This is a genomic window from Shigella sonnei (assembly GCF_002950395.1).
GTDB lineage: Bacteria > Pseudomonadota > Gammaproteobacteria > Enterobacterales > Enterobacteriaceae > ECMA0423.
This window is the reverse complement of sequence record NZ_CP026802.1, coordinates 4,771,788-4,796,308: the sequence shown is the minus strand read 5'-3', so window position 1 is coordinate 4,796,308 and position 24,521 is coordinate 4,771,788. Positions and strand designations below refer to the sequence as shown.

The window sequence follows — 24,521 nt, the reverse complement described above, 5'->3', positions numbered from 1 at the left end:
TGAACCTAAGAGGATGCTATGGGAAACACATCAATACAAACGCAGAGTTACCGTGCGGTAGATAAAGATGCAGGGCAAAGCAGAAGTTACATTATTCCATTCGCGCTGCTGTGCTCACTGTTTTTTCTTTGGGCGGTAGCCAATAACCTTAACGACATTTTATTACCTCAATTCCAGCAGGCTTTTACGCTGACAAATTTCCAGGCTGGCCTGATCCAATCGGCCTTTTACTTTGGTTATTTCATTATCCCAATTCCTGCTGGGATATTGATGAAAAAACTCAGTTATAAAGCAGGAATTATTACTGGGTTATTTTTATATGCCCTGGGCGCTGCATTATTCTGGCCCGCTGCAGAAATAATGAACTACACCTTATTTTTAGTTGGCCTATTTATTATTGCAGCCGGATTAGGTTGTCTGGAAACTGCCGCAAACCCTTTTGTTACGGTATTAGGGCCGGAAAGCAGTGGTCACTTCCGCTTAAATCTTGCGCAAACATTTAACTCGTTTGGCGCAATTATCGCGGTTGTCTTTGGGCAAAGTCTTATTTTGTCTAACGTGCCACATCAATCGCAAGACGTTCTCGATAAAATGTCTCCAGAGCAATTGAGTGCGTATAAACACAGCCTGGTATTATCGGTACAGACACCTTATATGATCATCGTGGCTATCGTGTTACTGGTCGCCCTGCTGATCATGCTGACGAAATTCCCGGCATTGCAGAGTGATAATCACAGTGACGCCAAACAAGGATCGTTCTCCGCATCGCTTTCTCGCCTAGCGCGTATTCGCCACTGGCGCTGGGCAGTATTAGCGCAATTCTGCTACGTTGGCGCACAAACGGCCTGCTGGAGCTATTTGATTCGCTACGCTGTAGAAGAAATTCTAGGTATGACTGCAGGCTTTGCCGCTAACTATTTAACCGGAACCATGGTGTGCTTCTTTATTGGTCGTTTCACCGGTACCTGGCTCATCAGTCGCTTCGCACCACACAAAGTCCTGGCCGCCTACGCATTAATCGCTATGGCACTGTGCCTGATCTCAGCCTTCGCTGGCGGTCATGTGGGCTTAATAGCCCTGACTTTATGCAGCGCCTTTATGTCGATTCAGTACCCAACAATCTTCTCGCTGGGCATTAAGAATCTCGGCCAGGACACCAAATACGGTTCGTCCTTCATCGTTATGACCATTATTGGCGGCGGTATTGTCACTCCGGTCATGGGTTTTGTCAGTGACGCGGCGGGCAACATCCCCACTGCTGAACTGATCCCCACACTCTGCTTCGCGGTCATCTTTATCTTTGCCCGTTTCCGCTCTCAAACGGCAACTAACTGAACATATTTTCCGAATAAAGTGAGGAATCTGTAATGAAAAAAATCAGCTTACCGAAAATTGGTATCCGCCCGGTTATTGACGGTCGTCGCATGGGTGTTCGTGAGTCGCTTGAAGAACAAACAATGAATATGGCGAAAGCTACGGCCGCACTGCTGACCGAGAAACTGCGCCATGCCTGCGGAGCTGCCGTCGAGTGTGTCATTTCCGATACCTGTATCGCGGGTATGGCTGAAGCCGCTGCTTGCGAAGAAAAATTCAGCAGCCAGAATGTAGGCCTCACCATTACGGTAACGCCTTGCTGGTGCTATGGCAGTGAAACCATCGACATGGATCCAACCCGCCCGAAAGCCATTTGGGGCTTTAACGGCACTGAACGTCCCGGCGCTGTTTACCTGGCAGCGGCTCTGGCAGCTCACAGCCAGAAAGGCATCCCGGCATTCTCCATTTACGGTCATGACGTTCAGGATGCCGATGACACATCGATTCCTGCCGATGTTGAAGAAAAACTGCTGCGCTTTGCCCGCGCCGGTTTGGCCGTCGCCAGCATGAAAGGTAAAAGCTATCTGTCGCTGGGCGGCGTTTCGATGGGTATCGCCGGTTCTATTGTTGATCACAACTTCTTTGAATCCTGGCTGGGAATGAAAGTCCAGGCGGTGGATATGACCGAACTGCGTCGCCGTATCGATCAGAAGATTTACGACGAAGCCGAACTGGAAATGGCACTGACCTGGGCTGATAAAAACTTCCGCTATGGCGAAGATGAAAATAACAAACAGTATCAACGCAATGCCGAGCAAAGCCGCGCAGTTCTGCGCGAAAGTTTACTGATGGCGATGTGTATCCGCGACATGATGCAAGGCAACAGCAAACTGGCCGATATTGGTCGCGTGGAAGAATCACTTGGCTACAACGCCATCGCTGCGGGCTTCCAGGGGCAACGTCACTGGACCGATCAATATCCCAATGGTGACACCGCCGAAGCGATCCTCAACAGTTCATTTGACTGGAATGGCGTGCGCGAACCCTTTGTCGTGGCGACCGAAAACGACAGTCTTAACGGCGTGGCAATGCTAATGGGTCACCAGCTCACCGGCACCGCTCAGGTATTTGCCGATGTGCGTACCTACTGGTCACCAGAAGCAATTGAGCGTGTAACGGGGCATAAACTCGATGGACTGGCAGAACACGGCATCATCCATTTGATCAACTCAGGTTCTGCTGCGCTGGACGGTTCCTGTAAACAACGCGACAGCGAAGGTAACCCGACGATGAAGCCACACTGGGAAATCTCTCAGCAAGAGGCTGACGCTTGCCTCGCCGCTACCGAATGGTGCCCGGCGATCCACGAATACTTCCGTGGCGGCGGTTACTCTTCCCGCTTCCTTACCGAAGGCGGCGTCCCGTTCACCATGACTCGTGTCAACATCATCAAAGGCCTGGGATCGGTACTGCAAATCGCGGAAGGCTGGAGCGTGGAATTGCCGAAGGATGTGCATGACATCCTCAACAAACGCACCAACTCAACCTGGCCAACCACCTGGTTTGCACCGCGCCTCACCGGTAAAGGGCCGTTTACGGATGTGTACTCGGTAATGGCGAACTGGGGCGCTAACCATGGGGTTCTGACCATCGGCCACGTTGGCGCAGACTTTATCACTCTCGCCTCCATGCTGCGTATCCCGGTATGTATGCACAACGTTGAAGAGACCAAAGTGTATCGTCCTTCTGCCTGGGCTGCGCACGGCATGGATATTGAAGGCCAGGATTACCGCGCTTGCCAGAACTACGGTCCGTTGTACAAGCGTTAATACATTACTCCCTGATGTGATGCCCGGTCGCTCCGGCTACCGGGCCTGAACAAGCAAGAGTGGTTAGCCGGATAAGCAATGTTATCCGGCTATATTGCAGGAGCGATTATGAAACAAGAAGTTATCCTGGTACTCGACTGTGGCGCGACCAATGTCAGGGCCATCGCGGTTAATCGGCAGGGAAAAATTGTTGCCCGCGCCTCAACGCCTAATGCCAGCGATATCGCGATGGAAAACAACACCTGGCACCAGTGGTCTTTAGACGCCATTTTGCAACGCTTTGCTGATTGCTGTCGGCAAATCAATAGTGAACTGACTGAATGCCACATCCGCGGTATCGCCGTCACCACCTTTGGTGTGGATGGCGCTCTGGTAGATAAGCAAGGCAATCTGCTCTATCCGATCATTAGCTGGAAATGTCCGCGAACAGCAGCGGTTATGGACAATATTGAACAGTTGATCTCCGCACAGCGGTTGCAGGCTATTTCTGGCGTCGGAGCCTTTAGTTTCAATACGTTATATAAGTTGGTGTGGTTGAAAGAAAATCATCCACAACTGCTGGAACGCGCGCACGCCTGGCTCTTTATTTCGTCGCTGATTAACCACCGTTTAACCGGCGAATTCACTACTGATATCACGATGGCCGGAACCAGCCAGATGCTGGATATCCAGCAACGCGATTTCAGTCCGCAAATTTTACAAGCCACCGGTATTCCACGCCGACTCTTCCCTCGTCTGGTGGAAGCGGGTGAACAGATTGGTACGCTACAGAACAGCGCCGCAGCAATGCTCGGCTTACCCGTTGGCATACCGGTGATTTCCGCAGGTCACGATACCCAGTTCGCCCTTTTTGGCGCTGGTGCCGACCAAAATGAACCCGTGCTCTCTTCCGGTACATGGGAAATTTTAATGGTCCGTAGCGCCCAGGTTGATACTTCGCTGTTAAGTCAGTACGCCGATTCTACCTGCGAACTGGATAGCCAGGCAGGGTTGTATAACCCAGGTATGCAATGGCTGGCATCCGGCGTGCTGGAATGGGTGAGAAAACTGTTCTGGACGGCTGAAACACCCTGGCAAATGTTGATTGAAGAAGCTCGTCTGATCGCACCTGGCGCGGATGGTGTGAAAATGCAGTGTGATTTATTGTCGTGTCAGAACGCTGGCTGGCAAGGAGTGACGCTTAATACCACGCGGGGGCATTTCTATCGCGCGGCGCTGGAAGGGTTAACTGCGCAATTACAGCGCAATCTACAGATGCTGGAAAAAATCGGGCACTTTAAAGCCTCTGAATTATTGTTAGTCGGTGGAGGAAGTCGCAACACATTGTGGAATCAGATTAAAGCCAATATGCTTGATATTCCGGTAAAAGTTCTCGACGATGCCGAAACGACCGTCGCAGGAGCTGCGCTGTTCGGTTGGTATGGCGTAGGGGAATTTAACAGCCCGGAAGAAGCCCGTGCACAGATTCATTATCAGTACCGTTATTTCTACCCGCAAACTGAACCTGAATTTATAGAGGAAGTGTGAAATGCTGAAAACAATTTCGCCGTTAATTTCTCCCGAACTATTGAAAGTGCTGGCAGAGATGGGACATGGAGATGAAATTATTTTTTCCGATGCTCACTTTCCCGCCCATTCGATGGGACCGCAGGTGATCCGCGCTGATGGCCTGTTGGTGAGCGACTTGCTCCAAGCGATTATCCCATTATTTGAGCTGGACAGTTATGCCCCGCCGCTGGTGATGATGGCAGCGGTAGAAGGTGACACTCTCGATCCTGAAGTAGAACGACGTTACCGTAATGCGCTTTCACTACAAGCCCCGTGTCCTGACATCATCCGCATCAATCGTTTTGCGTTTTATGAACGGGCGCAAAAAGCCTTTGCGATCGTTATCACAGGCGAACGAGCGAAGTACGGGAATATTCTTTTAAAAAAAGGGGTAACACCGTAATCTCATATCGGTACGCCCGCATGACGCGGGCGGTTATCGAATGATGGGGTGAAAAATATGAAAGCGGCACGCCAGCAAGCGATAGTCGACCTGCTGCTGAACCATACCAGCCTGACCACGGAAGCTCTCTCTGAACAGCTAAAGGTCAGTAAAGAAACCATTCGTCGCGATCTCAATGAATTACAGACGCAGGGTAAAATTCTGCGCAATCATGGACGCGCTAAATATATCCACCGTCAAAATCAAGACAGTGGCGATCCCTTTCACATCAGGCTGAAAAGCCATTATGCGCATAAAGCAGATATCGCGCGCGAGGCGCTCGCGTGGATTGAAGAAGGGATGGTGATAGCCTTAGACGCCAGTTCAACTTGCTGGTATCTGGCACGCCAGTTGCCTGACATCAACATTCAGGTCTTCACCAATAGCCATCCGATTTGCCATGAACTCGGTAAACGCGAACGCATTCAACTGATCAGTTCCGGCGGCACACTTGAGCGCAAATATGGCTGTTACGTCAATCCCTCGCTGATTTCCCAACTTAAATCGCTGGAAATCGATCTGTTTATTTTTTCTTGTGAAGGGATCGATAGCAGCGGCGCACTGTGGGACTCCAATGCGATCAACGCTGATTACAAATCGATGCTATTAAAACGTGCCGCGCAATCGTTGTTATTGATTGATAAAAGTAAATTTAATCGTTCAGGGGAAGCCCGCATCGGGCATCTGGATGAGGTAACGCACATTATTTCTGATGAGCGCCAGGTTGCAACTTCTTTGGTAACAGCCTGACGGAAAGGGTAGCAGGCCGAAGACGACGCCCCGGCCTTGCCTGTTATCGCTCGTCGCGACGACCACCCACCGCAGCCCAGATGCGGCGGACGTGCACCGTCACTTCTTCGCGATCGTGATACAACTGCCGCGCCTGAATCTGAGCATTTATGCCATGTTCATCAAGCTGTGCCTGAATATACGCCAGATTGTGTGATACTTCTTCGTAGCGTTTTTTCATCGGCAGTTTGAGATTGAAAATGGTTTCACGGCACCAGCCATTAACCAGCCACTGCGCCATCAATGCCGCAACTTTAGCCGGTTTTTCAACCATATCGCATACCATCCAGGAGATATTGCTGCGTGTCGGACGGAATTTGAAACCGTCTTCCCGCAGCCACGTCACCTGCCCGGTATCCATCAGACTTTGCGCCATCGGGCCGTTGTCGACGGAATAAACCCACATGTTGCGCTTCACCAGTTGGTAGGTCCAGCCGCCAGGGCAAGCGCCTAAATCCACCGCCCACATCCCGTTCGCCAGGCGTTCATCCCACTCATCCGCAGGAATAAACACATGAAATGCCTCTTCCAGTTTGAGCGTGGAACGACTCGGCGCCTCTGCCGGAAATTTCAGGCGCGGAATGCCCATATAGAACGGCGAATTATTGTTGCTGTATGAGTAACCGGTATAGCAGCAGCCTGGTGCAATAAAGAATACATGCACAACCGGACGCTTCGGCGTTTCATAGTTCGCCAGCACCCCGGCATCGCGCAAGGCAGCGCGTAGCGGCACGGTGAATTTACGGCAGAATTTCAGCAACTCTTTGCTTTCGTTGGTATCGGCAACTTCAACACGCAGTTCACCGCCCTTCTCTACTACGCCCTGCAACATGTCGACAATGGGGGTAATACGATCTTCTGGCGGCAAATGCTGCAAGAGTTCCCCCACCACAAACCACTGGCGGGCAAAAATTAATGAACTGAACGGCAGCTCACGGATTAACTTATCGCCATCATCAGGTTGATAACATTCATAAATGACATAACCCGCATTCTCTTTCACGCGGGCAAAACCGAAAATTTCCCGCTGGCCGGCTTTATCGGTAATTTCTGCGGCGCACTCTTTTTCAAAGCCCGGACGGCACAGCAATACAACCTTATTCATGACTTACGCCCTTGCACTTTAAACGGATAGCACCAACTAACATTAACGCCCAGCCCGCGAGGAAGCTCACGCCGCCAACCGGTGTGACAAATGCCCACAAACGCAGATGGGACAGCGCCAGGCAATAAAGGCTGCCGCTGAACAACACCGTGCCTAACGCGAGGAAAACGCTACTCCAGTAAAACCAGATACTGATGCGACGCTGCATTGCCACCGCCAGACCTAAGATCGCCAGCGTATGAAACGCCTGGTATTCGAGGCCGGTCTGGATCCAGCCCATCTCAACGGCCCCCATGGTTTTACTTAACACATGCGCGCCAAAAGCGCCCAGAGCCACAAAAATGAAGCCGCTAATGGCGGCGAAAATCAGCATAAAACGGCTGGTCATGGTCGTACCCTACGTAAATTATTGTTCATAACGAAAGCGGAATTTTTCTTGTTCAGCAGCGGCTTTCGCCAGGATCCATTGGCGAAAGGCGGCTATTTTACCCAGTTCTGCCTGGCTGTCATGACAAACCAGATAAAAAGCGTTTTTACTGACCAGAACATCATTAAACGGGCAAACAAGACGTCCGGCCTCGATTTCAGATTGCGCCATCACGTTATTTGCCAGCGCCACTCCCTGCCCGTGAATAGCCGCTTGCAGCACCATGGCGCTATGACTAAAAATTGGCCCTTGCTGAACGTTGATATGATTTAACCCCAACTGTCGGGTATATGTCTGCCAGTCACGGCGTGACGCATCATGTAATAACGTATGTTTAGCCAGATCTTCCGGGGTCTTCAAGGGTTTTTCGCCTGTCAGCAGTAGCGGCGAACACACCGGCAATAAATATTCGGCGTACAGTTTTTCCACCCGTAGCCCCGGCCAGTTGCCCCGACCATAAAATATCGCCACATCAACATCATCCGCCAGCTTATCTTCCTGACGATCAACCGCCTGGATTCGAACGTCAATTCCCGGATAAGCTGAATTAAAGCTGGAAAGTCGCGGAACCAACCAATGAATGGCGAAACTGGGGAGTAAACTGACCGTCAACGCCCCCTTGGCGCTACGGGCCTGGAGTTTACGCGTCGCTTCGGTTAATTGCGAAAATATCTCTTTGATATCGAGGAAATAGCTTTGCCCTTCCTCGGTCAGCAGGAGTGAACGATTACGGCGGCGGAACAGTTTTAGCCCCAAAAAATCCTCAAGAGACTTGATTTGATGACTTACTGCGGCCTGGGTCACGAAAAGCTCTTCTGCTGCGCGAGTGAAACTTAAATGGCGTGCTGCGGCATCAAAAACTCGTAAGGCATTTAGCGGTGGTAATCGTTTAGACATGGCTTTTAAACTTTGATGTTAAATTAATTTAACAATTAGATCACACTGTGTAACCTATTAGTTTTTTTAATCTGAGCCATTATAAATTGTCCGTTGAGCTTCTACCAGCAAATACCTATAGTGGCGGCACTTCCTGAGCCGGAACGAAAAGTTTTATCGGAATGCGTGTTCTGGTGAACTTTTGGCTTACGGTTGTGATGTTGTGTTGTTGTGTTTGCAATTGGTCTGCGATTCAGACCATGGTAGCAAAGCTACCTTTTTTCACTTCCTGTACATTTACCCTGTCTGTCCATAGTGATTAATGTAGCACCGCCTAATTGCGGTGCTTTTTTTTACCTTGCGATCGCGAATTACTGATCCAGTTCGACCATCTCTTTCACGTCAGTACGGTTGATCTGCTGTTTGTTGCCATTAGCGTCTTTATACGAAATCATACCGGTATCGTTATCAGTCTGTGGTTTGCCGTCAGAGACGATGGTACGTCCGTCATTGGTGTGCATCACATAGTTCGAACCGGAACAGGCGCTCAGGGCAAAAGTCAGCATACAGGCAGAAATAATTGCGGCAGTCTTTTTCATCATCTTCTCCTTAAAGCGATTAATAAATCTTAATAGTATTGATTAACAGGCTAAAATTAACGCCTAACACTATTCAGCATATGTTACTTACGCGGCTTCGCCAGGATATCCAGATAATTCTGATGGTTAGCACTCTCCTTGTATCAAAGTGAATTTTGCGTCACGATCGGTGCATCAAGCCGAGGAGTACCATGAACGTTTTTAATCCCGCGCAGTTTCGCGCCCAGTTTCCCGCACTACAGGATGCGGGCGTCTATCTCGATAGCGCCGCGACCGCGCTTAAACCTGAAGCCGTGGTTGAAGCCACTCGACAGTTTTACAGCCTGAGCGCCGGAAACGTCCATCGCAGCCAGTTTGCCGAAGCCCAACGCCTGACCGCGCGTTATGAAGCTGCACGAGAGAAAGTGGCGCAATTACTGAATGCACCGGATGATAAAACTATCGTCTGGACGCGCGGCACCACTGAATCCATCAACATGGTGGCACAATGCTATGCGCGTCCGCGTCTGCAACCGGGCGATGAGATTATTGTCAGCGTGGCAGAACACCACGCTAACCTCGTCCCCTGGCTGATGGTCGCCCAACAAACTGGAGCCAAAGTGGTGAAATTGCCGCTTAATGCGCAGCGACTGCCGGATGTCGATTTGTTGCCAGAACTGATTACTCCCCGTAGTCGGATTCTGGCGTTGGGTCAGATGTCGAACGTTACTGGCGGTTGCCCGGATCTGGCGCGAGCGATTACCTTTGCTCATTCAGCCGGGATGGTGGTGATGGTTGATGGTGCTCAGGGGGCGGTGCATTTCCCCGCAGATGTTCAGCAACTAGATATCGATTTCTATGCTTTCTCTGGTCACAAACTGTATGGCCCGACGGGTATCGGCGTGCTGTATGGCAAATCAGAACTGCTGGAAGCGATGTCGCCCTGGCTGGGTGGCGGCAAAATGATTCACGAAGTGAGTTTTGACGGCTTCACGACTCAATCTGCGCCGTGGAAACTGGAAGCAGGAACGCCAAATGTGGCTGGTGTCATAGGATTAAGCGCGGCGCTGGAATGGCTGGCAGATTACGATATCAACCAGGCAGAAAGTTGGAGTCGCAGCCTGGCGACGCTGGCGGAAGATGCGCTGGCAAAACGTCCTGGCTTCCGCTCATTCCGCTGCCAGGATTCCAGCCTGCTGGCCTTTGATTTTGCTGGCGTTCATCACAGCGATATGGTGACGCTGCTGGCGGAGTACGGTATTGCCCTGCGGGCCGGGCAACATTGCGCTCAGCCGCTACTGGCAGAATTAGGCGTAACCGGCACACTGCGCGCCTCTTTTGCGCCATATAATACAAAGAGTGATGTGGATGCGCTGGTGAATGCCGTTGACCGCGCGCTGGAATTATTGGTGGATTAATGACGAACCCGCAATTCGCCGGACATCCGTTCGGCACAACCGTAACCGCAGAAACGTTACGCAATACCTTCGCACCGTTGTCGCAATGGGAAGATAAATATCGCCAGTTGATCATGCTGGGGAAACAGCTTCCGGCTTTGCCAGACGAGTTAAAAGCGCAGGCTAAAGAGATTGCCGGATGCGAAAACCGCGTCTGGCTGGGATATACCGTGACTGAAAACGGTAAAATGCACTTCTTTGGCGATAGCGAAGGGCGCATTGTGCGCGGCCTGCTGGCGGTGCTGTTGACTGCCGTTGAGGGGAAAACCGCCGCCGAATTGCAGGCACAGTCGCCGCTGGCATTGTTTGATGAGCTGGGATTGCGTGCGCAACTTAGCGCCTCACGCAGCCAGGGGTTAAATGCGTTAAGCGAGGCGATTATCGCTGCGACGAAGCAGGTTTAAGCATAGAACCGGGTCGGATAAGACGTTCGCGTCTCATCCGACCTGATTGTTTAACCCTGACGCGCCGCTTTCGCCATCATCTTCTTCAGCGCATGAGAAACCGCAACAAACCCAAAGGTGGCGGTCACCATCGTTGCCGCGCCAAATCCAGATGCACAATCCATCCGCTTCGGCCCTTCTGCCGTGGCTTTCATCGCACACACAGTACCGTCTGACTGCGGGTACACCAGCGCTTCAGTAGAAAACACGCAATCGACGCCGAGCTTACCTTTACTGTTTTTCACTACGCCAAAATCGCTTTTCAGGCGCTCGCGCAACTTCGCCGCCAGCGGATCCTGAATCGTTTTCGCCAGATCGGTAACCTGAATCTGCGTCGGGTCAATCTGCCCACCCGCGCCACCGGTCGTGACCAGCGGGATTTTATTGCGCCGACAATAAGCAATCAGCGCCGCTTTGGGCCGTACACTATCAATGGCATCAATCACGTACGAATAACCCACGCTCATATACTGCGCTACGTTATCCGGCGTCACGAAATCATCCACCACCGTTACACGGCACTCCGGGTTAATCTGGCGAATACGCTCCGCCATGACTTCCGCTTTTGCCAGCCCGACGTTATCGCGCAGAGCGTGAATTTGCCGATTGGTATTGGTGACGCACACATCATCCATATCGATAAGCGTGATTGCGCCAATCCCCGTGCGCGCCAGCGCTTCCGCCGCCCAGGAACCGACACCACCGATACCAACCACACAAATATGCGCGTCAGCAAACAGTTGCAACGCTTTTTCACCATACAGACGCGCTGTGCCACCAAAACGCTGACGCCATGCATCACTAATTACCACAGACATAGCACCTCAGAATTAAAAAGGGTGAGGTTATCCCTCACCCTGTCGTATCCGTAAAAACGGTATACAGAATAACACATCAGCCGCTAAAGACGTTACCTGCGCCCGGGGCGGTTTTCAGCACCCAGACACGTCCATAGTGGTTGTACCAACCTGCGCGGTGTCCGGCTTCCGGCCCGATCCCTTGATAGATATCGAAGTGTTGGCCTTTGATTGCACCACCGACATCCAGCGCCACCATCAGACGCAGTTCGTACTGACCATTAAATTTGCCGTTATTATCCAGCAACGGCACTTCTGCCAGCAAGGTAGTACCTGGCGGAATAATGGAACGATCAGAGGCAACTGACGCGCGACCAACCAGCGGCACCGCACTTGCCCCTTTCACCGGTGCAAAAGATTGCGGTTTAAAGAAGACGAAAGACGGGTTCTGTTCCAGCAGCTCGCGAACCTCGGCTTCACTGTGTGTTTCGCCCCAGTGACGAATCGCCTGCATCGACATATCTTCTTTTTTCACTTCGCCACGGTCGATCAGCACCTTACCAATGCTGCGATAGGCATGACCGTTTTTCCCTGCATAGCTGAAAAAGTTAAGCGGACTGCCATCACCAAAGTCGATATACCCACTACCCTGCACATCCATAATGAAGTTATCCATCAGGGAGTTACTGTAAGCGAGAATATATTTATCACTCAATGCCCCCGCGTAGATCTCCGCACGAGACGGCAGACGACCACGTTTTGGCGGCATACGGTAAATAGGATACTGGAACTCGCCCTGGCGGGTATGGCGCGCCTGAATTACCGGCGTGTAATAGCCTGTAAACTGCACGTTACCATAGTTGTCGGCACCTTCCATCTGCCAGGCATCAATGCCGAACTGGCGCATATTGCGGGTATCACCGCCTGCGCGCAGCCACTCTTGCACCGCGTTATAAACATTACTCTGGTTGCCATACAGACGCGGTGACGAATTACGGATATGGTTAATTTGCTCGGCAAAATCACCGGCGTTAATCGGCGCGCCAACGGCATCTGGCTGGTTCACCAGAGAGAAAGGCTGGGTAAATTTCCCGTCTTTATATTGCTGTCCGCGATCGGTTGGTTTGGAAGAGCAGGCGGCAAGCATTGCCACAACCGTGCCCATAAGAAGGTACTTTACCCAACGTCCTTTCATTGTTCTCTTCTTCAGGTTAAAAAATAAGGCGCAACGAAGATAACAAACCGCCGCGTTTAATGAAATGAGCAGCCTCTCCCTGACGCAAATTTTGCACAAAAAATAGGCTTTAGTGATTTGTTTTTGTTCAAAATCATGCCAGATCCGTGATCGGGGTAAAAAAAAGGTTGCATGAAAACGCGAGCGGAGTATAGTGCGCATCCACGGAGGCGGGGTGGAGCAGCCTGGTAGCTCGTCGGGCTCATAACCCGAAGGTCGTCGGTTCAAATCCGGCCCCCGCAACCAATTAAAATTTGATGAAGTAAAGCAGTACGGTGACGCGGGGTGGAGCAGCCTGGTAGCTCGTCGGGCTCATAACCCGAAGGTCGTCGGTTCAAATCCGGCCCCCGCAACCAATCAAATTTGATGAAGTAAAAGCAATACGGTGACGCGGGGTGGAGCAGCCTGGTAGCTCGTCGGGCTCATAACCCGAAGGTCGTCGGTTCAAATCCGGCCCCCGCAACCAATTATTGAACACCCTAACGGGTGTTTTTTTGTTTCTACTCTCCCATAAAAAAAGCGCCATTCAGCGCCTTTTTATCATCCCCTTCTCGCCAGCGTTGCCCCATCGGCAAAATACGCTTTAATCCCCGCAAGAATAGACTCCGCAACTTCCTGCTGGAAAGTCGCCGTTTTCAGTTTACGCTCTTCCTCAACGTTACTGATAAACGCCGTTTCGACCAGAATGGAGGGAATATCTGGTGCCTTTAGTACGGCAAACCCGGCCTGTTCAACTTGATTTTTATGCAGCTTGTTGATTTTACCGAGCTTATTCAGCACTGCTTTACCAAACTTAAGGCTGTCAGCAATGGTCAGCGACTGCACCATATCGAACATGGTGTGGTCGACATAGCGGTCACCGCTTTTGCTCACGCCACCAATCAAGTCCGAGGCGTTCTGGGTTTGTGCCAGATATTTTGCCGCAGTACTGGTTGCACCTTTGGTTGAGAGCGCAAACACCGAGGAACCGCTCGGCTGGCGACTGGTAAAGGCGTCGGCATGGATAGAGACAAACAGGTCAGCACGCTGTTTCTGGGCTTTTGCTACGCGCACTTGCAACGGAATGAAGATGTCTTCATTGCGCGTCATGTACACCTTCATATTGCCCTCTTTCTCGATCAGAGAGCGCAAACGGCGAGCTATTTGCAATACCACATCTTTTTCGCGCGTTTTGTATTTCCCCACCGCACCGGAGTCTTCGCCACCGTGGCCAGGGTCAAGCATAATGACAATCGGACGATCGCGCCCTGCTTTACCTGGTTGTGGACCACTTTGCGCTGGCGGCACCTGCTTTTCGAGGTCGCCTTTGTTGTAATCCTCCAGCAGCGCCAGCAGCGGGTCCTGCATATCCTGTGCATTGGCCGGATAGAGGTCCATCACCAGACGCTCTTTAAACCCGGCGACCGGCGCAAGGGCAAACAGCTGCGGTTTTACGTTTTGCTTTAATTCAAAAACCATCCGTACGGTTTGCGGGTCAAATTGCCCGACGCGCGCCGACTTGATGAACGGGTCGTCTGCACGAATTTGTGCCGCCATCCCCTTGAGTACCGAGTTCAGGTTTACATCTTCGATATCCACCACCACGCGTTCAGGGTTACTCAACGCGAACTGCTTATATTTCAGCTGACGATTTGATTCTACCGTCACGCGGGTGTAGCTGGACGCAGGCCAGACGCGCACCGCCACGACCTGGCTAACCGCAGCCAGGCTGACCTGACTTACGCTCAATAGCCACATAGCGCCCGCGCCTTGCAGTAAACGACGACGGCTGATTGCAGTGTTGGATCCTGACATGCCTCTCCCGAGCAAAAGAAATCTAAGCTGTGTAACAAGTAAACGACTAATTTGACCGGAAACTTTAGCGAAAGACGCATAATCTGTCATCTAATAAACGGTAAACATTCTTTTTATATTCACGGCATTACTGATAAAAAAGTCGCTCTCGCATAAAATTTACACTTGCACCCTGCGAAAAAACAGAATAAAAATACAATAATTTCGAATAATCATGCAAAGGGGTGTGCCGTGGTAAAGGAACGTAAAACCGAGCTGGTCGAGGGATTCCGCCATTCGGTTCCCTATATCAATACCCACCGGGGAAAAACGTTTGTCATCATGCTCGGCGGTGAAGCCATTGAGCATGAGAATTTCTCCAGTATCGTTAATGATATCGGGTTGTTGCACAGCCTCGGCATCCGTCTGGTGGTGGTCTATGGCGCACGTCCGCAGATCGACGCAAATCTGGCTGCGCATCACCACGAACCGCTGTATCACAAGAATATACGTGTGACCGACGCCAAAACACTGGAACTGGTGAAGCAGGCTGCGGGAACATTGCAACTGGATATTACTGCTCGCCTGTCGATGAGTCTCAATAACACGCCGCTGCAGGGCGCGCATATCAACGTCGTCAGTGGCAATTTTATTATTGCCCAGCCGCTGGGCGTCGATGACGGCGTGGATTACTGCCATAGCGGGCGTATCCGGCGGATTGATGAAGACGCGATCCGTCGTCAACTGGACAGCGGTGCAATAGTGCTAATGGGGCCGGTCGCTGTTTCAGTCACTGGCGAGAGCTTTAATCTGACCTCGGAAGAGATTGCCACTCAACTGGCCATCAAACTGAAAGCTGAGAAGATGATTGGTTTTTGCTCTTCACAGGGCGTCACTAATGACGACGGTGATATTGTCTCAGAACTTTTCCCTAACGAAGCGCAAGCGCGGGTAGAAGCCCAGGAAGAGAAAGGCGATTACAACTCCGGTACGGTGCGCTTTTTGCGTGGCGCAGTGAAAGCCTGCCGCAGCGGCGTGCGTCGCTGTCATTTAATCAGTTATCAGGAAGATGGCGCGCTGTTGCAAGAGTTGTTCTCACGCGACGGTATCGGTACGCAGATTGTGATGGAAAGCGCCGAGCAGATTCGTCGCGCAACAATCAACGATATTGGCGGTATTCTGGAGTTGATTCGCCCGCTGGAGCAGCAAGGTATTCTGGTGCGCCGTTCTCGCGAGCAGCTGGAGATGGAAATCGACAAATTCACCATTATTCAGCTCGATAACACGACTATTGCCTGCGCCGCGCTCTATCCGTTCCCGGAAGAGAAGATTGGGGAAATGGCCTGTGTGGCAGTTCACCCGGATTACCGCAGTTCATCACGGGGCGAGGTTCTGCTGGAACGCATTGCCGCTCAGGCGAAGCAGAGCGGCTTAAGCAAATTGTTTGTGCTGACCACGCGCAGTATTCACTGGTTCCAGGAACGTGGATTTACCCCGGTGGATATTGATTTACTGCCCGAGAGCAAAAAGCAGTTGTACAACTACCAGCGTAAATCCAAAGTGTTGATGGCGGATTTAGGGTAAGCGATGAAAATCGCCGGATGCGGCAGGCGTAACACTCGTGCGTCGCATCCGGCAATTACGTTTATCCCCGCGAACTAAACAACGCCGCCAGACCACTGCGCCGCTCAGTACGAGTGGCGATTGCCGCACTTAATATACGCTCATCGGCATACAGCGACAGACGGCGACGCGCGCGGGTCACCGCGGTGTATACCAGCTCTCGCGTTACTATCGGCGTGCGTTGGCTCGGTAAAATCAACGCCGCATGGTCGAACTCCGATCCCTGCGATTTATGTACCGTCATCGCCCACGTAGTTTCGTGCTCTGGCAAGCGACTCGGTTGCACAGACTTAATATTGCCGTCCGGCATCGCAAACCAGACGCGCGTCCCCTGCCCGCGATCCAGCGCAATACCGATATCGCCATTAAACAACCCAAGCGCACTGTCATTACGGGCAATCATCACCGGTCGACCTTCGTACCAACGAGAGTGCGAATGACGATGAATTTTGCGCTTCTGTTGCATAAACTGCTCAATTCGCTCATTCAGTCCAGCCACGCCAAATGGCCCTTCCCGCAGGGCGCACAAAAGTTGGTACTCATTGAACGCCTGAATGATTAAATCCGGCTCGGCACGCGCTTGCAGCAGATCCAGATAACGTCCATAACCCGCAAGAGCTTCCTCAAGCATCGCAATATAATCTTCGCCGCTCTGTAAAAGCCGTTTTTCAATATCAGTAAAATCCTGCTGAAAAACGGTTTTCACTGCCGTTTTATCACCACGGTTGATCGCCGCAGCTAACTGACCAATGCCAGAATCGCTGCCGAAACGATAGCTTTTTTGCAGCAGGCAGAGACTGTCGCGCAAAGATGCCGCTTCTGTGCCGGTTCCTGCCGGAACGTGAGTTCCCGTCAGGCGGCTTAGCTGCCCGGCACGCTCGGCGGTAAAGCCGGCATTGGCATAAGCGCAGATATCGCCCAGCACAGCCCCAGCCTCAACCGAGGCCAGTTGATCACGATCGCCGAGAAAGATCACTCGCGCATGATCGGGCAAGGCGTCGATCAGTCTCGACATCATAGGCAGATCGATCATTGACGCTTCATCTACCACCAGCACATCAAGATGCAGCGGGTTACCGGCATGATGACGTAAACGCTGGCTACCCGGCTGCGCGCCCAGCAATCGGTGCAAAGTGCTGGCATCTTCCGGAATGCGTTTCTTTTGTTCATCGGTCAGCGGTAACTGTCGCAAAGCCTTGCCGAGAGATTCGGTTAAGCGCGCGGCAGCTTTACCCGTTGGTGCAGCCAGACGGATACGGCAGCGTTCGCCGTCGGCCATTTGAATTAACGCTGCCAGCAACTTCGCCACGGTGGTCGTTTTACCGGTGCCTGGGCCGCCGGAAATCACCGAGATCCGCCGCGTCAGCGCCACTGCTGCCGCCACTTTTTGCCAGTTAATTTCATCGCTTACTGGAAAAAGTTTGTCCAGGGTTTGCGCCAGTAGAGCTTCATCAACCTCAATGGCATGATTCACCTCATTGAAGAAGCGCGCTACCGTCCGCTCGTTACACCACATGCGATTCAAATAAAGACGATCGCCACAGAGGATCATCGGCGTGGGTTCATCTCCCCTGCTGACCGCTTGAGAAGCCAGCAAGCATTCTTCCCAATTTTGTAGCTCACCGATTTCACTGACACAGGTCGCCAACAGCGGATGCGACGCCTCGTTATTTTCCAGTCGTGAAAGCGGCAAACAGACGTGTCCCTCTCCGGCATCATGACTTAACAGTGCCGCCGCGAGGGTGACGGCAGGATGTTCATCTCCCGCCACGGTCAGGGCAAATTGCACATCCAGCGGGCGTAGCTGTTTGTGCTCCACAGCTTCCAGTAATTGCTTTTGCAATTTCATTACGCCTCCTCCAGGGTCATACCGGCAAACATCTCATCCATCAGGGCAATCAACCCGGCGTTGGGTCGGGTTGTGTAAATCCCTTGTTGCGGATGTTCTTTATCAACGCCACGCAGGAACAGATAGATAACGCCGCCAAAGTGACGATCATAGTCGTAATCAGCAATGCGATGGCGCAGATAACGATGCAGCGCCAGGGTATAAAGCTGATATTGCAGATCATAGCGGTGTGCCTGCATCGCTGCTGCCATAGCCTGTTGGGTGTAAGCCGAACTGTCTTCACCCAGCCAGTTGGATTTATAGTCGAGCAGGTAATAACGCCCTTCGTGGCGGAATACCAGGTCGATAAAGCCTTTTAACATGCCGCGTACCTGCATGAACTCCAGCGGCGGGCAGCCAGCGGATAGCGGGTCAAACTGGCGAATTAGTGCATCAAGCTGGCTGGCGATGAGCGGTTCGCTAATCGGCAGGTAAAACTCCATCTCCACCTGTTTATCGCGGTCGGAAAGCTGACTCAGGCTAACACCCGTTTCATTGAGAGGTGCCTGGAGGACAGCCGTGATCCACTCGGTCAACACCGGTTCCCACTGCGATTCAAAGCCGCCGAGTTCCAGTTTTTCCTGTACCCAGTTCGGGTCAACCGGCTGGGTAAAATCGAGGTCTTCAAACAAACTGTGCAAGAATGTCCCCGGTGACGCACCGCGCGGGAACTGATGCGGTGTTAACGTCGGTTCTTCAACGACGCTGACCACGCCTGCGGCATCAACATCCAGCCGTGGCATCAGATCCTGAGCGATACCGTGACCACGCTGCTGCAAGCCGGAGTAGCTGGTGACACGCCAGTTATCGCCGGGCAATCGTTGTAGTGTCCTCGCATTCAGTTCTGCAGTTAAAGCATCATTAACCTGCCAGGGCTGGTTATCACCAGTTTGTGCCGTTTGCCAGGCAATATCATCATCGCATAACGCTTCAATACAGGTGCGAAGCCCTGCCGCATCTTGCGGTTCCCCTTTTTGCAGCAAACGCCCGAGCGCACTTTGGTGGACGTCGGTGTCACCTTTTTTATCGCCACGACGGCGCACCAGCGGTGCAACGCCGAGACTGCAATGCCAAACCGAACGCGTCAGCGCCACGTAAAGCAAACGCAGATCTTCCGCCAGACGTTCGACCTCCGCGAGGTCGACGCTTTCTGGCGCAGCATTAAGATCCAAAACTGCCTCAAACGAGTGGCGATCGTGATAAAACGCCTGATCCTGGACGCGGAAATTGGTAATAAATGGCAACCAGACCAGCGGATATTCCAGCCCTTTCGATTTATGGATCGTGACAATCTGCACCAGATGTTTATCACTTTCGAGGCGCATTTGTTGGCTGGAGGCATTACTGTCTGGCTCGAGGATATGTTGCGATAACCAGCGTACCAGCGCATGTTCACTTTCCAGCTGCGTTCCGGCTTCTTGAAGCAGTTCGCTGATATGCAAGATATCGGTAAGACGCCGCTCACCGCCTGCCGTTGCCAGCAAGTTTTCTGCAATGTTACGCGCCGACATCAGCGCCCGCAGCATCGGCATAACGCCACGTTTGCGCCAGATTTGCCGATAACCATCGAACTCTTCGACTACCGCATCCCACGCATGTTCGTCATTATTCAGCGTTTCAATATCCAGCGCATTCAGCCCCATCATTGACGTTGCCAGCGCACTGCGCAGGGTGTTCTCACGTTCGGGCGTCATCACCGCCTGCAACAGCCAAAGCATTTCCTGCGCTTCCAGAGTTTCAAAAACACTATCGCGGTTCGAAAGGTAAACGGAAGGGATTTCCAGCAACGTTAAGGCATCGCGCACCTGGGCGGCCTCCTGGCGGCTGCGCACCAGCACGCTGATGTCCGAAGCACGCACCGGACGCGCGTCGTCGCCGTTCATCAGCAACGCTTCGCCCCGCTGTCCGGCTTGTAGCCAGTCGCGGATTTGCGCAGCACATACCTGCGCCATGGTACTTTGATAGTCGCCAACGCCGCAGCTTTCGCCTTCCATCAGCCACATTTTCATCGCAGGCTGCGTTTCACCTTTAAAGACAAAACGTAACGCCTGATTTTTCCCGGCTGATTTCACTGGAATAAACGGTATTTCGCGAAACATGAACGCGTCATCAGTCTGGCTGAAAAGCTTGTTCACACTGTTCACCATTCCAGGTGCGGAGCGCCAGTTGGTGTCTAAAGTGTAGTGGGCGTGAACTTCACTACGCGCCTTCATATAAGTGAAGATATCCGCACCCCGGAATGCATATATGGCCTGCTTCGGGTCGCCAATCAGCAACAATGCGGTTTCTGGCTGATGGTGCCAGATACGGCGAAAAATTCGGTACTGCTGGGGGTCGGTATCCTGAAATTCATCGATCATTGCCACCGGGAATCGCGTACGGATCGCCGCTGCCAACACCTCGCCGCTTTCGCTACGCAGCGCGGAATCGAGCCGACTTAACATGTCATCAAAACCCAATTCGCCACGGCGGCGTTTTTCACGCGCTACTGTTTCGCGGATCTCAGCCAATGCGCGGGTGATCACCAGATCACGGATCGACAATGGTTCTGCAAGCAGTTGATCGATCGCCTCAAACAGTGGATGTCGCGGGGTTTCCCCCCCGGCTTTCGTGCGATCTTCTAAGAAACGCTGGGAGAATTTTTCCAGCGACTCCGGCAACTGATAACTGTTTGTCTCTTCTTCTGCCCAGGCGCTGATCTTGTCGATCCATTTAGCCTGATTGCTACGGTTAAACTTGCGTCGATCAATACCAGAAGATTCGATCAGCGCATCCAGTTCACCCACTGCGTCGCGCCACTGCTGTTTTACCGTATCAATACGCGCCACAATTTGCGCGTGACGGGAAGCTAGCGTTTCATCATCGGGCGGCGGTGCTTTGATAACCGGCGCTTCGCCTTGCAGATAACGATTAATATCGCGCAGCAACGCCTGCGGCCCTTTCCAGGTTTCAAAGACGACCTGGGCTATTTCACGCGGCAGCGGGTAGCAGTGGCGACGCCAGAAATCGGCGCAGGCCTGGTAGCGTAGCAGAGACTCATCTTCAATCAGCTGCTGCTCAAACAGCATGCCGGATTCAAAGGCATTCAGGTTGAGCATGCGCTGGCAAAAGCCGTGAATAGTAAAGACTGCCGCTTCATCCATCTGCCGTTCGGCTAACAACAACCACTGCGCGGCTTGCGCTTTATCGTCGATCTCTTCCAGCAGGTGTTCGTACAATGGATTGTCGGTGGTTTCACGCAGACAGGCGATGCGCAACTCGTGGATATTGCTACGGATACGACCGCGCAATTCTGCCGTGGCAGCCTCGGTAAAGGTGACCACCAGCAGTTCTTCAACGGTCAGCGGGCGGGGAAAGGCGGCGGAACCGCCTAGTCCAAGTAACAGGCGCAAATAAAGCGCCGCAATCGTAAAGGTTTTGCCTGTGCCGGCAGAGGCTTCAATCAGGCGCTCGCCCTGTAAGGGCAAGCGCAAAGGATCTAGTGTCTCGGCGACATCACTCATTCTTTTCACTCATCAGGGGCATTGTTTGCTGCAACGCGCTGACGTTCTCCCACACTTTCCAGCCTTCAGGATGCACATATTCGGCTTTCCCGTTTTGGCTGCCGGAAATCTGCGACAGGATAGCCATGCCTTGCGGCTCGACTACCGCCTGATGGAAGAAATCGGCCAGTTTTTGCGGCGTCAGCAGTTTAATCTGGGCCACGATTTTATCACGCGAATCGAAGCGCATATTGCCGCGATCGAAATCTTTACTTAACTTCGATGCTTCTTCGCCGAGCGTTTGCGGTGCCTGCAGCATCTGGGTAATTACCGCCTGCTGGATTTGCGCAAACTCATCTGGCTTCATCGCTCGCAATTTTGCCTCTGCGGTTGGGAAAAACGCCTTGTAACGCTCCCACAAGAATGAAGGCTGTTTATCATTGCTTTGCAAAAGGAAGCCCATGCCCCACTGACGCCCCACGCTCATTGGAAACGCAAACACGGCATAGCCCAATTGTTCTTCGGTACGCAACTGATTGTAGAACCACGGCTGTACGATCTGCCCCAACAGAGAGCTATAGGCTGAGCTGGTGTATTCATCGTAGCCAGTCGGTACAAATACCGCTGCCAGTGCGGAGTCGGTGCTGTTACCGGCTTTTTCAAAGATGACGGATTGTTTTTTATCGACCACTACATCTTTGTTTCGACACCACTCTGAACCATCAGCGCCCAACTGTTTTTGCACATCGCGTGCCAGCGTTGTTGCCTGGGCCTCGGTCATGTTGCCGATAACCATAAACTCTGGTCGAGCCCCTGATTTTAAGGCGTCGCGATAAGCCAGCACCTCTTTCAACGTAATGGAGGGCAAAATTTTACGCCGTTCATCTCGCGAGAAGTACGGCACTTGCGAGAGCATCTGCGCGGGCATAATCGCCTGCTCAAACGCTTTACCCTTTTCTGCGGAATCCATCATCTGGTTATACCAGGACTTCGCCTGCTCAAGCTGATCTTCCGTAGCGGTATAGCTAAAGTACCCTCGAGCAATGCCTGGAACAGCTGCGGCAGACGCTGGGGGTAACCATTAGCATTAACCATAAGGCCGTTGTTAGCGTTGGTGGAAAAACTTATGCCACCAACCGACGCCTGGTTGCTTAACTGATCAAGCGCCAGCCCTGCGAGATAATCATTGAGCGCAAACATCACCTGATTGCGGGCGCTGTCCATGGCTTTCGGATTACGCAAAATCAGGCTGACATCAGCTTTGGGTTCGCTGGAAAAATAACGGCTTGGCGCATACACCACGCGCAGATTCGACTCATCAACAATCAGCTCTGGATGGTCATATTTCTTCTCTGACTTAATCAGCGAGAAATCGTCAGGAATATAGGGGTTAAGCTCCGGTAAGGAGAGCGCAATATTGGCAGCTTTTTGCTGCCAGTCAGCGAAAGTTTGTTCGCTGATTTTATCGACCTGATACGGCGCATCGACAAAATAAGCCGTTTTATTGTGCGGCTCTTTCGGGCTGATATACCAGATACGCGCATTCTGCGGCGTCATCATCGCCAGACGTTCTTTTACTGCTTTAGCATCGTACCGATCGGCAATATTGACTGCATCCAGCGTATGCTCAACCGGAACGCGAATCATGGTATCTGCCAGCCATTCGACGTAATCCATATCACGGGTGATCGACGGATAACGGAAGTCGATATCCAGCACATTCGCCAGTTCATCGAAGTATTGTTTATCAATGCCTTTTTCACGTAACAGATTGAGATAGCTAAAAATTGCCGCCACAACCTGATCGCGATTAGCCAGGCCTTTATCGGTTAAAGACGCAGAGATCGCTAATACGCCGCTGTTGCCGTTGACGATAGGATCGGAGTTGGCGCTAATGCCCTCAACTAATCCCTGCTTTTGCAGCCAGTCGGAAAGTGTACCTGGGCTGCGATTACCAATCAGATAGGTAATCAATTCATCCGTTTTACTACGGAACTTCGCTGAGTTGTTATCGATGCGAAACTCAACGCGCAGAACTTTACGCGGCATTGCCGGGACGTAATGAATGATAATGCCCTTTTGCGCGTCGGTGACTACCGGCACGGTGATTTCCGGTTTTTTGCTCTCTTTGTTCGGCACGCGACCAAAGGTGTCCGCCGCCATTTTTGCCAACTCCGGCAGCGGTTTATTGCTGTAAATAACCGCCTTCATCAGATTGGCGGAATAGTACTTCTCGTGGAAATCTTTCAGCGCCTGCTGCACCGGATTACCAGGTTTATCGCTTAAAGTTTCGAGGTTACCACCAGAAAACTTTGAACCGGGGTGTGCCGGGTTAATGGTTTCTGCGCTGACCTGTGCCATGCGCATCCCGTCACGCGTACGCGCCATGGTTAATTCAGCGTTCACCGCATTACGCTCACGTTCGGCATATTTCTTGTCGAGCAAAGGTTCAGCAATAGCATCGGCCAGGCGGTCTACCGCACCAGGCAAGGCGTCGTTCTCAACTTCCAGATAGAAAGCCGTGCGATACGGCGCAGTGCTGGCATTGTGACTACCGCCGTGCATTTTGAGATATTCGGCCAGACTGTCAGCCTGCGGGTACTTTTTCGACCCCATCAGACTCATATGTTCAAGGTAATGTGCCAGCCCCTGGTACGCCTCGGGATCTTCCAGCGACCCAACGGGCACCACCAGCGCCGAGAGCGATTTAACTGCCTGCGGATCAGAAACCAGCAAGACCACCATACCGTTATCCAGACGTATAGCCTGATACTGGCGGTTATCTTTATCACTTTTACGGATGGTTTCCTGAATCGGCTGCCATCCCGTTTCTGCCTGACTTAAGGGTGCCCAAAGGGCAACTAACAACAATAATGCTTTGAACCAGGTGCTGCGGGGCATTCTCGGACCTCATAA

Annotated in this window: 17 protein-coding genes, 3 tRNA genes and 1 pseudogene; 11 read left to right on the top strand and 10 right to left on the bottom strand. The window is 52.1% G+C overall.

The window, feature by feature from the left end; all coding sequences use genetic code 11:
• Positions 1-18: 18 nt before the first annotated feature.
• The 5 genes from fucP (at position 19) to fucR (ending at position 5,883) form a co-directional block, all read left to right on the top strand.
• Positions 19-1,335 (top strand): L-fucose:H+ symporter permease, encoded by a 1,317-nt coding sequence (gene fucP / locus C1P89_RS24715; RefSeq protein WP_000528599.1) that lies wholly within the window; start codon positions 19-21, stop codon positions 1,333-1,335.
• 32 nt (positions 1,336-1,367) lie between these two features.
• Positions 1,368-3,143 (top strand): L-fucose isomerase, encoded by a 1,776-nt coding sequence (gene fucI, locus C1P89_RS24710; RefSeq protein ID WP_000724174.1) that lies wholly within the window; start codon positions 1,368-1,370, stop codon positions 3,141-3,143.
• A 108-nt stretch (positions 3,144-3,251) separates the two neighbouring features.
• Positions 3,252-4,670 carry an L-fuculokinase gene (fucK, locus tag C1P89_RS24705; RefSeq protein WP_000808372.1) on the top strand — a complete coding sequence of 473 codons (1,419 nt, stop codon included), beginning with the start codon at positions 3,252-3,254 and terminating at the stop codon, positions 4,668-4,670.
• A 1-nt stretch (position 4,671) separates the two neighbouring features.
• On the top strand, positions 4,672-5,094 hold the full coding sequence (gene fucU, locus C1P89_RS24700; RefSeq protein ID WP_000920840.1) for an L-fucose mutarotase: 423 nt from the start codon (positions 4,672-4,674) through the stop codon (positions 5,092-5,094).
• Between the two features lie 57 nt (positions 5,095-5,151).
• Positions 5,152-5,883 carry an L-fucose operon activator gene (gene fucR / locus C1P89_RS24695; protein WP_000642344.1) on the top strand — a complete coding sequence of 244 codons (732 nt, stop codon included), beginning with the start codon at positions 5,152-5,154 and terminating at the stop codon, positions 5,881-5,883.
• A 43-nt stretch (positions 5,884-5,926) separates the two neighbouring features.
• Here fucR and rlmM read toward each other — a convergent pair whose 3' ends face one another.
• From rlmM to C1P89_RS24675, 4 genes are all read right to left on the bottom strand, one after another.
• Positions 5,927-7,027 (bottom strand): 23S rRNA (cytidine(2498)-2'-O)-methyltransferase RlmM, encoded by a 1,101-nt coding sequence (gene rlmM, locus C1P89_RS24690; RefSeq protein WP_001045510.1) that lies wholly within the window; start codon positions 7,025-7,027, stop codon positions 5,927-5,929.
• Entirely contained in the window at positions 7,020-7,415 is a 396-nt protein-coding gene (locus C1P89_RS24685; protein ID WP_000203902.1) for a DUF423 domain-containing protein, read from the bottom strand. Before C1P89_RS24685 ends, rlmM begins: the two co-directional genes overlap by 8 nt.
• Positions 7,416-7,433: 18 nt before the next feature.
• Positions 7,434-8,351 carry a glycine cleavage system transcriptional regulator GcvA gene (gene gcvA, locus C1P89_RS24680; RefSeq protein WP_000044401.1) on the bottom strand — a complete coding sequence of 306 codons (918 nt, stop codon included), beginning with the start codon at positions 8,349-8,351 and terminating at the stop codon, positions 7,434-7,436.
• Positions 8,352-8,701: 350 nt separating this feature from the next.
• Positions 8,702-8,929, bottom strand: a complete 228-nt coding sequence (locus tag C1P89_RS24675) for a YgdI/YgdR family lipoprotein (protein ID WP_000750398.1) — start codon at positions 8,927-8,929, stop codon at positions 8,702-8,704.
• A gap of 191 nt (positions 8,930-9,120) precedes the next feature.
• On the opposite strand from C1P89_RS24675, the gene csdA reads away from it, so the two are divergent.
• A complete protein-coding gene (csdA, locus tag C1P89_RS24670) occupies positions 9,121-10,326 on the top strand; it encodes a cysteine desulfurase CsdA (RefSeq protein WP_001299106.1) in 1,206 nt (401 codons plus the stop codon).
• On the top strand, positions 10,326-10,769 hold the full coding sequence (gene csdE / locus C1P89_RS24665) for a cysteine desulfurase sulfur acceptor subunit CsdE (protein ID WP_000184252.1): 444 nt from the start codon (positions 10,326-10,328) through the stop codon (positions 10,767-10,769). The genes csdA and csdE overlap by 1 nt, the downstream gene beginning before the upstream one ends.
• A 50-nt stretch (positions 10,770-10,819) precedes the next feature.
• On the opposite strand, the gene tcdA is transcribed toward csdE, so the two are convergent.
• Together tcdA and mltA are read right to left on the bottom strand one after the other, a co-directional pair.
• Complete coding sequence (gene tcdA / locus C1P89_RS24660; RefSeq protein WP_000117728.1) at positions 10,820-11,626, bottom strand: tRNA cyclic N6-threonylcarbamoyladenosine(37) synthase TcdA; 807 nt, start codon at positions 11,624-11,626, stop codon at positions 10,820-10,822.
• A 76-nt stretch (positions 11,627-11,702) separates the two neighbouring features.
• On the bottom strand, positions 11,703-12,800 hold the full coding sequence (gene mltA, locus C1P89_RS24655; protein ID WP_000678646.1) for a murein transglycosylase A: 1,098 nt from the start codon (positions 12,798-12,800) through the stop codon (positions 11,703-11,705).
• A gap of 208 nt (positions 12,801-13,008) precedes the next feature.
• On the opposite strand from mltA, the gene C1P89_RS24650 reads away from it, so the two are divergent.
• The 3 genes from C1P89_RS24650 (at position 13,009) to C1P89_RS24640 (ending at position 13,305) form a co-directional block, all read left to right on the top strand.
• Positions 13,009-13,085: transfer RNA gene (locus C1P89_RS24650), tRNA-Met, on the top strand.
• A gap of 33 nt (positions 13,086-13,118) precedes the next feature.
• A tRNA-Met gene (locus C1P89_RS24645) sits at positions 13,119-13,195 on the top strand.
• A gap of 33 nt (positions 13,196-13,228) precedes the next feature.
• Positions 13,229-13,305, top strand: a tRNA-Met gene (locus C1P89_RS24640).
• Between the two features lie 74 nt (positions 13,306-13,379).
• Here the strand turns inward: C1P89_RS24640 and amiC are convergent.
• Positions 13,380-14,633, bottom strand: coding sequence for an N-acetylmuramoyl-L-alanine amidase AmiC (amiC, locus tag C1P89_RS24635; protein ID WP_000016907.1), 1,254 nt, complete (start codon positions 14,631-14,633; stop codon positions 13,380-13,382).
• Between the two features lie 231 nt (positions 14,634-14,864).
• On the opposite strand from amiC, the gene argA reads away from it, so the two are divergent.
• Positions 14,865-16,196, top strand: a complete 1,332-nt coding sequence (argA, locus tag C1P89_RS24630; RefSeq protein WP_000237958.1) for an amino-acid N-acetyltransferase — start codon at positions 14,865-14,867, stop codon at positions 16,194-16,196.
• Between the two features lie 61 nt (positions 16,197-16,257).
• On the opposite strand, the gene recD is transcribed toward argA, so the two are convergent.
• From recD to ptrA, 3 genes and pseudogenes are all read right to left on the bottom strand, one after another.
• Positions 16,258-18,084: an exodeoxyribonuclease V subunit alpha gene (recD, locus tag C1P89_RS24625; RefSeq protein WP_000775947.1), complete on the bottom strand. Its 1,827-nt coding sequence runs from the start codon at positions 18,082-18,084 to the stop codon at positions 16,258-16,260.
• Complete coding sequence (gene recB / locus C1P89_RS24620; RefSeq protein WP_005143473.1) at positions 18,084-21,626, bottom strand: exodeoxyribonuclease V subunit beta; 3,543 nt, start codon at positions 21,624-21,626, stop codon at positions 18,084-18,086. Before recB ends, recD begins: the two co-directional genes overlap by 1 nt.
• Positions 21,619-24,506: pseudogene (gene ptrA, locus C1P89_RS24615) on the bottom strand (pitrilysin). Before ptrA ends, recB begins: the two are co-directional and overlap by 8 nt.
• Positions 24,507-24,521 lie beyond the last annotated feature (15 nt).

What these genes read in the sequence shown, in the direction of transcription:
- fucP (WP_000528599.1), top strand. Translation starts at nt 19, where the DNA reads ATGGGAAACACATCAATACAAACGCAGAGTTACCGTGCGGTAGATAAA.
- fucI (WP_000724174.1), top strand. Translation starts at nt 1,368, where the DNA reads ATGAAAAAAATCAGCTTACCGAAAATTGGTATCCGCCCGGTTATTGAC.
- fucK (WP_000808372.1), top strand. Translation starts at nt 3,252, where the DNA reads ATGAAACAAGAAGTTATCCTGGTACTCGACTGTGGCGCGACCAATGTC.
- fucU (WP_000920840.1), top strand. Translation starts at nt 4,672, where the DNA reads ATGCTGAAAACAATTTCGCCGTTAATTTCTCCCGAACTATTGAAAGTG.
- fucR (WP_000642344.1), top strand. Translation starts at nt 5,152, where the DNA reads ATGAAAGCGGCACGCCAGCAAGCGATAGTCGACCTGCTGCTGAACCAT.
- rlmM (WP_001045510.1), bottom strand. Translation starts at nt 7,027, where the DNA reads ATGAATAAGGTTGTATTGCTGTGCCGTCCGGGCTTTGAAAAAGAGTGC.
- C1P89_RS24685 (WP_000203902.1), bottom strand. Translation starts at nt 7,415, where the DNA reads ATGACCAGCCGTTTTATGCTGATTTTCGCCGCCATTAGCGGCTTCATT.
- gcvA (WP_000044401.1), bottom strand. Translation starts at nt 8,351, where the DNA reads ATGTCTAAACGATTACCACCGCTAAATGCCTTACGAGTTTTTGATGCC.
- C1P89_RS24675 (WP_000750398.1), bottom strand. Translation starts at nt 8,929, where the DNA reads ATGAAAAAGACTGCCGCAATTATTTCTGCCTGTATGCTGACTTTTGCC.
- csdA (WP_001299106.1), top strand. Translation starts at nt 9,121, where the DNA reads ATGAACGTTTTTAATCCCGCGCAGTTTCGCGCCCAGTTTCCCGCACTA.
- csdE (WP_000184252.1), top strand. Translation starts at nt 10,326, where the DNA reads ATGACGAACCCGCAATTCGCCGGACATCCGTTCGGCACAACCGTAACC.
- tcdA (WP_000117728.1), bottom strand. Translation starts at nt 11,626, where the DNA reads ATGTCTGTGGTAATTAGTGATGCATGGCGTCAGCGTTTTGGTGGCACA.
- mltA (WP_000678646.1), bottom strand. Translation starts at nt 12,800, where the DNA reads ATGAAAGGACGTTGGGTAAAGTACCTTCTTATGGGCACGGTTGTGGCA.
- amiC (WP_000016907.1), bottom strand. Translation starts at nt 14,633, where the DNA reads ATGTCAGGATCCAACACTGCAATCAGCCGTCGTCGTTTACTGCAAGGC.
- recD (WP_000775947.1), bottom strand. Translation starts at nt 18,084, where the DNA reads ATGAAATTGCAAAAGCAATTACTGGAAGCTGTGGAGCACAAACAGCTA.
- recB (WP_005143473.1), bottom strand. Translation starts at nt 21,626, where the DNA reads ATGAGTGATGTCGCCGAGACACTAGATCCTTTGCGCTTGCCCTTACAG.